Here is a 13,011-nt window from a genome sequence, read left to right on the forward strand (position 1 = left end):
TCTAGTAAGCAAAACATTCGGGCCTGAACATGCGCACACGGCAGGAAGCCCGAACGTTGCTGTCTTCGCTCGGATTTTACCTCTACCCTATTCCTGTTCTCCGGACTTATCTTGCTTCTGGTGGATAACAGGGTCTATCAGGTGCAGCAAATGCTGAAAGAACAGAAATACGCCCGGATATCCGGATGGATCCAGCTGTCCTTGGCCGCAGCGGTTTTCTGGCCTCCCTGTTATTCCGGCTGTAGCCTTTTGCCGAAGTTGGGTTATGGTGCGGCTTGGTTTCGCATGGTATATTGAGTCTGTACAAATCACTAGGATGGAGAATCAGGATTAATGAAAGATAGCAGATATTCCGGTAACCGACAGGAAAAAAACCATAGCGCGAAGCCCCGGCCGAAACCGCAAATCGCCAAGAGGGATCAGGCCGACGAGGTGCGCGCCGGAGACCGCATCGTCGTGACGATCAAACGGCTGGGGATCAACGGCGAAGGGGTCGGCTATTACCGCCGCAAAGCCGTATTCATCGAAGGCGGGATTCCCGGCGAAGTGATCAAAGCCGAAGTAAACCGCGTGGAGGAGAAGTTTATCGCCGCCTCGATCCGGGAAATCGAGAAACGTTCTCCTTACCGTGTCGACGCGCCTTGTCCGGTATTCGGCATCTGCGGCGGCTGCCAGATTCAGCATTTGTCCTACGAGGGACAGCTTGCCGGCAAAGAGGAGATGATCCGCGAGGCGTTTGCGCGTTATGCCGGACTGCAGGACGTGCACATGAAGCCGATGCTGGGCATGGAGCACCCGTGGGGCTACCGCAACAAGGCCCAACTCCAGCTGGGCATGGCTCAGGAAGGCATGATCGCCGGCCTGTACGCCGCCGATTCGCACAAGCTTATCGACATCACCGGTTGCCCGATCCAGCATCCCAAAGTCAACGAAGCGGTGGACAAGACGCGGAATGTGCTGCAGCGTCTAAGCATTCCGGTATATAAGGAAAAAAGCAATCAGGGGCTCGTTCGTACGATCGTCGTCCGCGTCGGCTTCCAGTCCGGGCAACTGCAGGTGACGCTGGTTACCGCGAATGACAGGCTGCCGCGCCGGGACGAGCTGGTCAAGGAGCTGCGGCTGGCCATGCCGGAGTTGACCAGCATCGCCATGAACGTCAATCCGAAGAACACCTCGCTCGTGTTCGGGAGAAGAACGGAACTGCTCTGGGGTGCGGAGAGCATCCAGGAATCGCTGGGCGACCTGGAATTCACCCTCTCCCCCCGCGCTTTCTTCCAATTGAATCCGCTGCAGACGGTAAAACTTTACGAATCGGTGCGCGCGGCCGCCGGACTGACGGGCCGGGAAACGGTCGTCGACGCCTACTGCGGCACCGGTACGATCGGCCTGTGGCTGGCGCCTTACGCCAAGGAGATCCGCGGGATCGAGTCGATTCCCGAGGCCGTGGAAGACGCAAAGGCGAATGCGGCCCGCAACGGGCGCGGCAACGCGGCGTTCTACGCGGGTTACGCGGAAGAGCTGCTGCCCCGCTGGGTGAAGGCCGGCTTTGAGCCGGACGTGATCGTCGCCGACCCGCCGCGCACCGGACTCGATCCCCGCTTCCTCGAAGCTGTCTTGAAGACCAAACCCAAGCGTTTCGTCTACGTCTCCTGCAACACATCCACGCTGGCGAAGGATTGCAAGGCGCTTCTGGACGGCGGCTACGCCCTCGACTGGCTTCAGCCGGTGGATATGTTTCCGCAGACGAGCCATGTAGAGGTGATCGTGAGACTCGAAAGAAAAGATGCAATCCAATAAATTGTACCTTAAATCGAGGGGAGAGGAACTGCTGAAGACGATTCCCGGCGCGGGAGACAGCCCATTTCCCTATTTACCCGGAAGCATCCGCGCCATCGGATGCTTCTTTGACTTGCTCACAAATAGACGGCAAGCGATAAGCTTGTCTCCATCCAACCACTTGGGCTTAACAAACACTAGCTGGATTTTAACCCCGGAGCAACGTGAGCTTAAATACACTTCCTAATTCGGAACTCGTCTCCAGTTCAACGGTTCCCTGGAAGAATGAAAGCAAATGACGGACAATCGACAGACCTAGGCCAGCTCCGCCATGCCTGCGCGCTCGTGACGTGTCGATGCGATAAAACCGCTCAAAGACCAGCTCCCTGGACGACAAGGGAATTCCCTTCCCCGTGTCCGAAACCCGAACCACAACTCCTCCATCTTCATCCATAACCTGCAACGTAACGCTCCCATTTGGCCGATTATACCGGATGGCGTTGTCCAGCAGGTTGCGAAAGACCAGGAATAAGAAGCTTTCTTCCCCCTTAACCAAGGCCGTGCAGGGCTCCATCAGATGAAGCGTCACCCCGTATTTGACGGCGATCGGTTCCATAAACGAAGTGACATCTGCGAGAATATCGGCAAGCTCCATCACAGCTGTAGCGGTCTTCAATCAAACGCTGGAAGAAATGAAACAACAGTTTATCGCCCATTCGCCTTTAGATGAGTTAAGGAAGTTGTGAACGCGACGCCTCCGAACCTCCGTCCGTCTTTCCATCGCAAAGATTGATTCAATTGGCGTTGGAAATCCACCTTAACCAAATGATATAATGGTCGTTGGTTTTGTAAGCCATCTTACTACTAGGGGTGTTTGATCGTTTTGATTAAGAAAGAAGTCGCCTACATTCGCAAGCAATTTAAGCTGGATCACGAAAGACTGAGCATTTATGACATCCTTAATGTTTATATTATGAAGGAAACGAACGAAATCTATCATTATGAGCGTCAACCGTTTGCTCTCTTGGACAGGGAGAAGCAGGAACTGCATATGGGCAATTTCAAAAAGCTGATGTCTGGCGAATTGGATCAGAAGCTGTTCGAATTAAAGTTTCAGAAGCAAGCGGAAACGGAAACGCCAACTCAGGAGCTTCTGCACCAAGCCCTGGTCACCGGCGATGCGGAAGAGTGGCATGATTTGATGCTTCTGTTGGTGGAGAAAATGCTGGCGGATACCAAATATGAGCAAGATACGGTGATCACTTTCGTTCACGGACAATATTATAAGCCGACGAAGGACCGAAACGAAGAGACCGAGGAAAGCGAAAATGACGAAATGTTCGCGAATCCATTTATTTTATGCAGCATCAATTCCACGGAACAACAACGGAAAACGCTGATGTTCGATTACGTTGAACGGGAATTTAAATACAATGTCATCGTAGATCCCATCATTAAGTTAAGGTCCCCGGAGCAAGGCTTCTTCTATCCTAGCGTAACGGATGGTTATTCCGACGTGAATCGGGTACTGTATTGTGCGGGGAAAGCGAACGATCCGAATCAGCATTTTATCGACCAGGTCCTGAATGCCGAGAAGACCGTGACCGCGCTGGAGGAAAGAGCCATTTTCGAGGAGATCGTGAAGGAAATCGCGGGGGAGCAGCTCGATGCCTCAACGATCGCAAACGTATACGAGGAAGTTCATCAGGTCATCGAAACCCACGAGGAAGAAGAGCCGCCGAAGTTGGATTATAAAGACGTGGAACGCGTTCTGACGGTGAGCGGCGTGGAGAACGTGACGACGGAAAAGGTGGAACTTGCGTTCCAAACGATTATCGACGACAAAAACTATGAAATCAAAGCCACCAGCGTCGTACCGAAGTTTACTTCGAAATCGATTAAGATCGATACGAAGATCGCCACGATTTCGGTCAGTCCGCAAGATTTAAAGTACGTAAAACAGGTGAATTATCACGGAAAGCGCTGCATCCTGATCGAGGTTGACGAAGATGCCGTGATTGAAGGCTTTACGCTCAGTACGGAAGACTTGTAGAGGTTCCAGTACGGTTATTGTTTTGAAGAAATCGAAGACTTCAAGGAGGCTTTATGATGAGGAATGAAAAAAGGGTTTTATCGCCGGAACAACGTGGAGAACTACTGCAAGTATTGAAAGTCCGTTTCGAGAAAAATATGGACCGCCATCAGGGTCTTGAATGGACAACGATACAAGCAAAGCTCGAAGCCAATGCAGAAAAACTGTGGTCGCTCAATGAAATGGAAAGAACCGGCGGAGAACCGGATGTTGTGGGTCATGATCAAGAGACGGACGAATTCCTATTTTGCGATTGCTCAGCGGAAAGTCCTAAAGGCCGCAGAAGTGTTTGTTACGACCGTGAAGCGCTGGAGTCCAGGAAAGAACACAAGCCGCAAAATAGTGCGACAGAAATGGCAGCCGCCATGGGTATTGAGCTTTTAACGGAAGAACAATACCGGGAACTGCAGCAACTTGGTAAATTCGATTTGAAAACTTCGAGCTGGGTGATAACCCCTGCCAATATTAGAAAACTCGGCGGGGCCGTCTTTTGCGATCGTCGCTACGACACCGTCTTCATGTACCACAATGGAGCAGAATCCTATTATGGCGCCAGAGGGTTCCGCGGCTCGCTAAGGGTCTGAGCATTCGCGTCTTGGATTTTAAAAGAAGGAAATAACAAACCGCCAATCTAGTGATATCACTGGATTGGCGGTTTGTCCTATTTATGTGCTTTATTGGCTTGGCGCAATACCTTTGATCAGCAATTCCGTCCATTGGGCGGTATAAGGGAGAATCTTCGGGTAGATATGCGGGCTGGAGATCCCTTCAACCAGGGCTTGGAAATAAATCAGAAGAAATTCGTCCGAATATTTCAGATCCACCTTGCCTTCTTTACGCCCGCGGTAAAATAAATCCAACATAAGGCTATAACTTTCCTTGACGTATTGCTGCATCATCAGAGATAAGCCGTCATTATTCTTCTTGGTAACAAAATCCATCAATTCCAAATAAAATTGCTTGTTTATTTTTTCCAGGTAATTGATTTTGTTCTGGCTCATGGCAATGATCGTTACTTCGAAAGGTCTATTTTCGGCCATAATTTCTTTGGCCGTTTCTCCCATTTGAGTTAAAAAACACTTAAACACCTCATGAATCAGGTTTTCTTTGCTCCCAAAATACTTAAATATCGTCGTTTTACCAACGTTAGAATGTTTGGCAATCTCATCCATCGTCACATTTTCTATGCCGGCATCGGTATTGATCAAGTTAAAGGTGGTCTCCAAAACTTGATTTTTTTTCTCCTGTGTCCGCTTTTCAAAGCCATTCACTCTTCATTCCTGCTTTCTATCTTTTGTAACTAAAATATTTATAACGAAGATCTGGTTCGTATTTTTTCTTTCCTATTATTATATAGCACCAGTTATGAATTTCCAAACAAGCAGCAGTTCGAAACTAATGTTTTTTGAATTGACTAGACGGATAAAAAGGTATATAACTGAATCTGTAAATGAACTTTGGTTTATTACAAGGCGAAAAATTCGAGGTTATGAATTATATGATCATTTATAGTTCATTATTTCTCGGAGATTTAACTTTGCTTTAAACTGGAAAGCACGTTACTAAAACTGGTTAAGAAGGAGTTTTAGTGCTATGGAAGAAATTGTAAAAGTGCGAGGCTTGCAAAAAAAATTCGGTAAATTCAAAGCGTTGCATGACGTGTCATTTACGGTAAATGCCGGGGAAGTTGTCGGCTTTATCGGGCCAAATGGCGCGGGAAAGTCAACAACGATTCGTACATTGCTGGGAATCATCAACCGCGAGGCCGGGGATGTGAAAATCTTTGGCAAGGATGTATGGAAGGATAGCCTTGAGATTCATAAGCGAATTTCTTATGTTCCAGGGGATGTGGCGCTTTGGGGCAGCTTAACGGGCGGCGAAATTATTGATTTATTTATAAAATTGCATGGCGGCGGAGACAAAAATAAACGCGATTATTTGATTAAACGCTTTGAATTGGATCCTAAGAAGAAGGCCAAAGGCTATTCCAAAGGGAATCGTCAAAAAGTCGGCTTGATTGCGGCTCTGTCCGTTGATTCCGATTTGTATATTTTCGACGAACCGACTTCAGGTCTTGATCCATTGATGGAAGCCGTCTTCCAGGATGAAGTTGAAAAAATCAAGCAGGCGGGGAAAGCGATCTTGCTGTCCTCTCACATTTTAAGTGAAGTGGAGCGTTTAGCCGATAAGGTGGTCATTATTCGTCAAGGCAAAGTGGTTGAAACCGGAACTTTGGATGAACTGCGTCACTTAACCCGTTCCTCAGTTACTATGGTAACACAAGGCGATGCGGCTAAGATGGCATCTGTGAGCGGCGTCCATGATTTCAAGCAAACCGGCAATCAAGCGACATTCTCCGCGGATAACGAATTTATCAATGATATTTTGTCCGAAGCGGCAAAATTGGGCGTCAAGAAGTTTGAGTCCGTGCCGCCTACGCTTGAAGACTTATTCATGCGTCATTATGAAGTCTAAGAGCGGAAACGGAGGAGATTAGAATGCAAGAAAAATTTGCACGTTCACGCGTATTATTCGTTCAATATCTGAAACGCGATTGGAAAAAAATCATCATCTGGGTTTTAGGTTTAGGTTTGTTTTCAGCCGGATTTGTTCCGGCTTTTGAAGAAATCGGCAAGGGGCAAGGTTTGCAGGGAATGTATGAAACCTTGCAAAATCCTGCCATGATTTCCATGGTTGGTCCGACACCGGTTGACACCGCAGCCGATTATACTTTGGGTGCCATGTATGCGCACGAAATGTTGTTATTCTGCGGTTTGTTTGCGATGATTATCGCTGCTTTGCATGTGGTAAGCCATACGCGTAAAGAAGAAGATCTTGGGCTTACTGAACTCGTCCGCTCCTTTCAGGTAGGCCGTCAAGCCAATTCGCTTGCGGTGATAGCCGAAGTCGTCATGATCAATATGATATTAGCGCTCGTTATTGGCGGAATAATGACCAGCTTTGGTACAGATACGATTTCGGCCGGAGGATCCTTTTTGTTTGGCGCATCCATCGGAATGGCCGGGATCTTGGGAGCCGTGATTGCCTTAGTCATGGCGCAAATCATGCCGACTTCATCCGGTGCAACCGGTTCATCGCTGGGAATTGTAGGCTTGCTTTATATTTTCCGTGCCGGTACGGATGTGTCGAATGTTGATTTCTCCATGATCAATCCGATGAGTTGGACTTATCTGACTTATCCATTTACGGAAAACGATTGGATCCCCCTGATTTTGGCCGCGGTCTTCAGCATCATTGTCGTGATCATCGCTTTTGCCCTTGAAGGCGGTCGGGATATGGGGGCCGGTTATTTGCTCGAACGAGAAGGTCGGGAGTCGGCAAAAAAATCATTGCTATCCGTACCCGGCTTGTTTACCAAGCTTAACAAAGGCGTAACGATTAGCTGGATGATTGCTTTCGTCATCATGGGAGCAGCCTATGGTTCGATTTATGGAGATATGCAGACCTTCCTTGAAAGCAATGAAATCATGAGTCAAATGTTTACGATATCCGGCGTTTCCATCGAAGAAGCCTTCACCGGGACCATTATGATGGTCATGATTGGCTTGGTTTCCATTTTGCCGATTGCCATCGTGAACAAACTTTTCTCGGAAGAAGCGCGGCTGCATTTAAGCCAGCTTTATGCTACAAAAGTGACGCGGGCTCAGCTCTATTGGACGAGTGTCATTTTGGCCATCGTAGCCGGAGTCCTTGGAATTTTGCTGGCTGCAGGCGGACTTGGCGGGACGGCCATTTCCGCAATGGGCGACGGCTCGCCCATGAATATGGGGGATTTTTTCGCCGCAGGCTATAACTTCCTGCCTTCCGTGTTGTTCTTTACCGGACTTGCCGCTTTGGCTTTAGGTTGGGCACCAAAACTGGGTAAAGCCGTTTATGCTTATCTGGGCTATTCCTTTGCTTTAAACTACTTTGGCGGCATTTTGGATTTGCCGGAATGGTTCTCGAAAACAGCCGTTCAAAGCTGGATTCCGCGGATGCCGGTAGATCAATTTGATGGAGTAACCTTCATTACGATGACCGTGATCAGTTTTGCCTTGTTGATTGTGGGCTATATGGGATATCGTAAACGGGATATGGTTGAAGGAGCTTAACCGTCAACAGATGATTAAGGTCATTTGAATACACTCTTGGATTTTATTTAGGGAAAATAAAATTCGAGTGTATGTCAAATGACCTTTTTTTTGATAATATCGACTTTACCAACGTAAATAAAACTTGACGAAACCGGAAACAGGTGAAAATATGGAACACCATCCAGGCATAGCCGCAAAAATCACAGAAGACAATCGTAAAATATTCGCTCTCCTCAGCAGTTATTTGAACCACGCCCCCGATCTGATCTATCCGGCGGAAATCGCCGAGGTCATGCAAATCGGCGTTTCGGCCGAATATGCGTTCAAGCTGCTGCTGGCCGCCAAGTTCGGATTCGATATCGCCGGCAGCGCCGAGGATAAAACCTTGTTTATCGCCTATTTCGACCCGATGGTCCATCTGCTGGATGCCGGCGAATACGCCCGAAATCCCTATTACCGGAATATCCGCATCCCGGCGGCCAAAATCGGCGGCAGCGAGTTGAAATACGAAACCTGCAAGCCCTATGAAGGTTTCGTCTGCGGCGACATCCTCCAAACGGCGGAGGGAAGGCAAATTCCGCAGATCGGTTTTTTTGAAACGGAATTCAAGTACCCGGCGGTTTTGGAGCAGGACCGCATCTGGATGACGATTACGCCAAACGAGATCGAAACGATGAAGGAACCCATCGCCGAGGCTTTCGGTCGCGTTTTGACGTTTGGCCTTGGCCTTGGGTATTACGCCTACATGGTTTCGGAAAAAGACAACGTCGATAACGTCACGATCGTGGAAATCAACGAAGACGTCATTCGTCTGTTCAAGCAATATGTGCTGCCCCAATTCAAACATGCCCCAAAGATCAAGATCGTCCAAGCCGATGCTTTTGATTTTGCCCGCACGCGCCTAACCGGAGAAGCGTTCGACTTCGTGTTCACCGATCTGTGGCACGACGTTTCCGACGGGATCGACTTGTATCTTAAAATAAAGCAGGTTGAACGGCAGCACCCGGATACGGTATTTTCGTATTGGATCGAAAAGTCGATGTTGTGTTATTTATAACGCCCGATTCCGTTTGAAAAAAGTGAAGTCGGCGGTACCGCGGCTTTGGCTTCGGATTGGCTTATCTTCTCGGCTTAAAAAGAGGGGTGCCCCCTCTTTTTCATAGGTGTTTTACATGCCGACGAACACGTTGCGGCTGAAAGGCCCCCAGTTGGCTCCCCCATACCCCGTCATTCCTTCCAGGCTTACGAATCAAGGAAGCACGATATGGGTTACGCCAGTCATGATCCGTTCCCTGAACATGATGACAAACCGCGTATTTGAGTTGTCCACCGGCGTAATCATCCCCGCTTCGGGTCGAATGGCGTTAGCGGCCGTCAGCGCCTCCCCCATATCCAGGCTGGCCGCGCCGCCCGGCCCCATATTGCTGCGAATCCAGTAATTCGAGACCCGGGTGGCCGAGGCTAAATCCGCCCGCTGATCGTACGTCAACAAAATCTGGTTGGGAGTCATTTGTCTGGCCTCGATCAAAACGGGATGCGGCACCATCTGCCGGGAATCTTGAAATGGTAACATGCGTTTCTCCTCCACCTTATCGATAAAATCGTATATCCGCCTATTTTCCAGCAATTTAGCGGCCTGCGGAACGAGGCGTTCTTTACGTTGTCCGGGCAAATGGAACGCATCCGCAGGTTCATTGACCAAAGCGAAGCGGATGAGGCGTATCTGTTTTTGCTCGTATTGCCGGAAAGCGGCGGCGAAGTCATCGGCGAGGTCATCGGCGAGGTCATGCTGACCGAAGTGGCCCGGGGGAATCTGCAGGGATGCTGGATCGGGTATTTTCTCGACCAAGTCCATAACGGCAAAGGTTACATGACCGAAGCGGTGAAGCTCATCGTCTGCCACGCCTTTACCGAGCTGGGCCTTCACCGGATCGAAGCCGGGGTCATGCCGCACAATGCCGCGTCGATCCGCGTGCTGGAGAAGGCCGGTTTCAAGAAAGAAGGAATCGCCCGAAAAAACGTGCGGATCAACGGCACGTGGCAGGACCATCAAACCTTGGCGATCTTGGACGAGGATGTCCTAAGCGCCGATTGATTCATGACAATGCCCCTACTGCCCGCTTTATTCATTCATCGCCATCCAAACCGCCCAGCGGGCCTAAATAATCCTCCTGGAATGATTCTAGGGAGGATTTTTTTCTGAACCCCGTCACGATCAATTACAATGACGGCACCTCATAAACGACCAGCATATTTACCGGATTGGCCACGAGCGATTTTATCAACGGCCAATTGCTGATGATCAAAACCTTTGAACATGTCATTAACGATAAGGAAATCGCATCGATCGTATTTTTCAACAAAGAAATACCGATTCAGTGAGGCTTGTTGACTCTCTCACTATGGTATATTTTATGCTGTACTCAAAGTTTTTCTCCGGCTCAAGCAAACGGAGATCATGGAACAAGCCGACAGCCTAAACCGGCGGCTTCTGCTGTTGGAAACCACGTTAACCCGACTTGGAAAGGATGATTCCGCGATGAATTACAATGTGACGTTAAAAGAACTGCCGGCAAGAACGGTGGCCAGTGTGCGCAAGGTGATTCCGGACTACGGACAGGAAGGAAGGCTCTGGCATATTCTCATGAGCGAAACGGCTCCGCTTCATATTATCCACGACGAACCCTGCTATTCCCTGGCTGTTTTTCATGATAACGAGTACAAAGAGAGCGAAGTGGATGTGGATGTACAAATCTCCGTGAAGGGACTGTACGAGGATACCGAAAACGTAAAATTTAAAAAGGTCGCCCCCATTCATATGGCGTCGGCGACGTATAAAGGCAGCTATGAAAAAATCACTGAGGTCAATGAGTCAGTAGCGGGCTGGGTTGTCGACAACGGCTATGAATTCGACGGTTCGTCCTTCTGCATTTATCACGTTAGCCCTAATGACACGCAAAATCCCGAGGAATGGGTAACGGAGGTATGCTACCCCGTGCGAAAGAAGTAAACCCGGTACAATAGCCCCATTTACGCACGAAAGGACCTCGAATTCCCCGGCAAAGCGGGGATGAGGTCCTTTTTCCCAGAAATGATCGTATTTCTGCCGTTAAATATCCGAATGCGATAACGCAAGCTGGTCCTCGGGCAGTGCCTTGGTCGTCCCATCAAGGTTCAATACGGAACGCCAGGAATAACGAGGCTCATATCCAAGGATTTTACGTGCTTTATCGATGGCCATCAGCGTCTCGTGACCTTGTACTTCTCTTTTTAAAGTGACATTCGGAAAGAACCTCTTAACCAAATCGAGACTGAGATCGGGCATGATGGTGTCCGCAGCCGTGATATGAAAAACCTCATTCCCCAAACCGTTCTTTTCTATAGCCAGCAGACAGGCCACGGCGGCATCCCGTACATCGCAATAAGCCCAGGCGTTTTTCTTCTGAACATCTTTCTGCTTGTCGTTCCAATGCATGATGGGGATCTTCTCATATTCGTCGGGCTCGTACATATTGGCAAACCGGAGCGAAACAAGCTGCGCGTTCGTCAGTTTGCGATACATTCCCGTCAGTTGCTCGGTCAACGCTTTGGCCATAGCGTAGGATGACTTGGCAAAGGTCGGGTGCTCTTCGTCTACGGGAAGATAACTAAGCTCTTCCGGAACAAACGGATATCCCAAAACCGTTTCGCTCGATGCCCACACCAGCTTGGAAATATTCAGATCCTTGCAGGCTTCAAGGATGTTGAAATTCACAAGCATGTTATTTTCAAATATCGCCTGGGGCGTATTCCTCACGTCCGTAGGAATATTGCCAAGATGAACAACGGCATCGCACCCCATCAGGAGTTGAACGACCTGGCCGTAATCACGCAAATCCGCCTGGACAAAATCTTTTGAAGCGGATTCTTCCCTCAGCTTACGATCCGAAGCCACGACTTGATGACCCGCATCCAAAAACGTTCTTACGGTCCAGCGACCGATTTTGCCGGCCGCTCCAGTTACTACTACCTTCACCCTAATTCACTCCTTCAAAAGGCTCGCTCAGGATTAGCCGCGTCTTTCTGCGCCAAATTTTCCTTTTTTAAGTTTCCCACCTTTTATTGTTTTATGAGTGAAGGCACGATTCTCTCGAAGCGCCTTTTCTTTTTACCGGAACCCCTCGATAAACTTCTTCGCCGCGCTGGTGAGCGGCAGGTTCCGCATATTCATAATCCCCACCTGGGACGGCGGCAGCTTAACGTCCAGCCGGATCTCGAACAGCGACCCCTCTTCCAGCTCTTTGCTTACGAATTCCCGCGCCACGTAGGAGATCCCCAGCCCTTTGCGCGCCAATTCGATCAGCAGATCGACGCTGCCGACCTCGATTTCCGGCTTCAGCTCGTGCCCGAAGCCTTGAAACAGCTCCGTGATGGCCATTCGGGCCCGGCTGTTGCGCGAAAACAAGACCAGCGGGTACTCCAGCAATTCCTCCAGCGGGATAACCTTGTCCTTCAGATCGGCGTACGCGCAGCCCGCAACGAAGCAATCCTGCAGTTGAATCCCTTCTCTCACCTCGATCTGAGAATCGACGATCGGCATCCGGGCGACGCCAAGGTCGATTTTCCCTTCCCTCAGGAAACCCATGATTTCCGGCGTGGTGCCATGAAGCAGCTGAATCCCGACGTCCGGGTGCTGAATATGGAACTGCTCCAAATAGGGCAGCAAATAGTGCTTAAAGAGCGAGTCGCTTCCGCCGATCCGCAGTACGCCGGTATCGAGGTTTTTCAGCTCGGCCATTTTTTTCTCCGCCAGGGTAATAAGGATTTGCGATTGTTCGATGTAGGAATACAAGATCGTGCCTTCCTGGGTCAGCGACACGCCCTTGGAGTTCCGGTAAAACAACGTAAGGCCAAAGCTTTCCTCCAGCTGTTTGATGGCATGGCTGACGCTGGGCTGGGTCAGGAACAACGCGTTCGCCGCCTGGGTCAAGCTCCCGGTTTTGGCCGCCCAATAAAAGACTTTGTATAGCTCATAATTGTTAGTCATAAACGTGATCTATAGCTCCTGTC

13 protein-coding genes and 1 pseudogene are annotated in these 13,011 nt (G+C 49.5%); 9 read left to right on the top strand and 5 right to left on the bottom strand.

The features are described from left to right. Positions 1-93: 93 nt before the first annotated feature. Together ACQ4N8_RS15855 and rlmD are read left to right on the top strand one after the other, a co-directional pair. Positions 94-297 carry a CLC_0170 family protein gene (locus ACQ4N8_RS15855; RefSeq protein ID WP_430705374.1) on the top strand — a complete coding sequence of 68 codons (204 nt, stop codon included), beginning with the start codon at positions 94-96 and terminating at the stop codon, positions 295-297. Between the two features lie 36 nt (positions 298-333). Continuing rightward, complete coding sequence (gene rlmD, locus ACQ4N8_RS15860; protein ID WP_430705329.1) at positions 334-1,797, top strand: 23S rRNA (uracil(1939)-C(5))-methyltransferase RlmD; 1,464 nt, start codon at positions 334-336, stop codon at positions 1,795-1,797. A 187-nt stretch (positions 1,798-1,984) separates the two neighbouring features. Here rlmD and ACQ4N8_RS15865 read toward each other — a convergent pair whose 3' ends face one another. Beyond that, positions 1,985-2,431, bottom strand: coding sequence for a sensor histidine kinase (locus ACQ4N8_RS15865; RefSeq protein ID WP_430705375.1), 447 nt, complete (start codon positions 2,429-2,431; stop codon positions 1,985-1,987). 228 nt (positions 2,432-2,659) lie between these two features. On the opposite strand from ACQ4N8_RS15865, the gene ACQ4N8_RS15870 reads away from it, so the two are divergent. Both ACQ4N8_RS15870 and ACQ4N8_RS15875 read left to right on the top strand, forming a co-directional pair. Continuing rightward, a complete protein-coding gene (locus ACQ4N8_RS15870) occupies positions 2,660-3,829 on the top strand; it encodes a DUF4317 domain-containing protein (RefSeq protein ID WP_430705330.1) in 1,170 nt (389 codons plus the stop codon). 56 nt (positions 3,830-3,885) lie between these two features. Next, positions 3,886-4,452, top strand: coding sequence for a DUF4256 domain-containing protein (locus ACQ4N8_RS15875; protein WP_430705331.1), 567 nt, complete (start codon positions 3,886-3,888; stop codon positions 4,450-4,452). 90 nt (positions 4,453-4,542) lie between these two features. Here the strand turns inward: ACQ4N8_RS15875 and ACQ4N8_RS15880 are convergent, their stop codons facing one another. Further along, complete coding sequence (locus tag ACQ4N8_RS15880) at positions 4,543-5,139, bottom strand: TetR/AcrR family transcriptional regulator (RefSeq protein ID WP_430705333.1); 597 nt, start codon at positions 5,137-5,139, stop codon at positions 4,543-4,545. A gap of 322 nt (positions 5,140-5,461) precedes the next feature. Here ACQ4N8_RS15880 and ACQ4N8_RS15885 point away from each other — a divergent pair, with 322 nt between their 5' ends. From ACQ4N8_RS15885 to ACQ4N8_RS15895, 3 genes are all read left to right on the top strand, one after another. Next, positions 5,462-6,343 carry an ATP-binding cassette domain-containing protein gene (locus ACQ4N8_RS15885; protein ID WP_430705334.1) on the top strand — a complete coding sequence of 294 codons (882 nt, stop codon included), beginning with the start codon at positions 5,462-5,464 and terminating at the stop codon, positions 6,341-6,343. Positions 6,344-6,366: 23 nt separating this feature from the next. Beyond that, positions 6,367-7,980, top strand: a complete 1,614-nt coding sequence (locus ACQ4N8_RS15890) for an ABC transporter permease (RefSeq protein WP_430705335.1) — start codon at positions 6,367-6,369, stop codon at positions 7,978-7,980. Positions 7,981-8,131: 151 nt separating this feature from the next. Then, positions 8,132-9,019, top strand: coding sequence for a hypothetical protein (locus ACQ4N8_RS15895; RefSeq protein WP_430705336.1), 888 nt, complete (start codon positions 8,132-8,134; stop codon positions 9,017-9,019). A gap of 192 nt (positions 9,020-9,211) precedes the next feature. On the opposite strand, the gene ACQ4N8_RS15900 is transcribed toward ACQ4N8_RS15895, so the two are convergent. After that, the gene (locus ACQ4N8_RS15900) at positions 9,212-9,535 is read right to left on the bottom strand and encodes a hypothetical protein (RefSeq protein WP_430705337.1); all 324 of its coding nucleotides are present in this window, start codon (positions 9,533-9,535) and stop codon (positions 9,212-9,214) included. Between the two features lie 45 nt (positions 9,536-9,580). Between ACQ4N8_RS15900 and ACQ4N8_RS15905 the strand changes: the two are divergent. Together ACQ4N8_RS15905 and ACQ4N8_RS15910 are read left to right on the top strand one after the other, a co-directional pair. After that, positions 9,581-10,039: pseudogene (locus ACQ4N8_RS15905) on the top strand (GNAT family N-acetyltransferase); the annotation flags it as partial. A 462-nt stretch (positions 10,040-10,501) separates the two neighbouring features. After that, positions 10,502-10,972: a GyrI-like domain-containing protein gene (locus ACQ4N8_RS15910; protein WP_430705338.1), complete on the top strand. Its 471-nt coding sequence runs from the start codon at positions 10,502-10,504 to the stop codon at positions 10,970-10,972. A 99-nt stretch (positions 10,973-11,071) separates the two neighbouring features. Here the strand turns inward: ACQ4N8_RS15910 and ACQ4N8_RS15915 are convergent, their stop codons facing one another. Continuing rightward, a complete protein-coding gene (locus ACQ4N8_RS15915; protein ID WP_430705339.1) occupies positions 11,072-11,977 on the bottom strand; it encodes an NAD-dependent epimerase/dehydratase family protein in 906 nt (301 codons plus the stop codon). 132 nt (positions 11,978-12,109) lie between these two features. Continuing rightward, positions 12,110-12,988 (bottom strand): LysR family transcriptional regulator, encoded by an 879-nt coding sequence (locus ACQ4N8_RS15920; protein ID WP_430705340.1) that lies wholly within the window; start codon positions 12,986-12,988, stop codon positions 12,110-12,112. Positions 12,989-13,011 lie beyond the last annotated feature (23 nt).

Origin of the sequence: Paenibacillus macerans, from assembly GCF_050565405.1 — a bacterium.
Taxonomy (GTDB): domain Bacteria; phylum Bacillota; class Bacilli; order Paenibacillales; family Paenibacillaceae; genus Fontibacillus; species Fontibacillus macerans_B.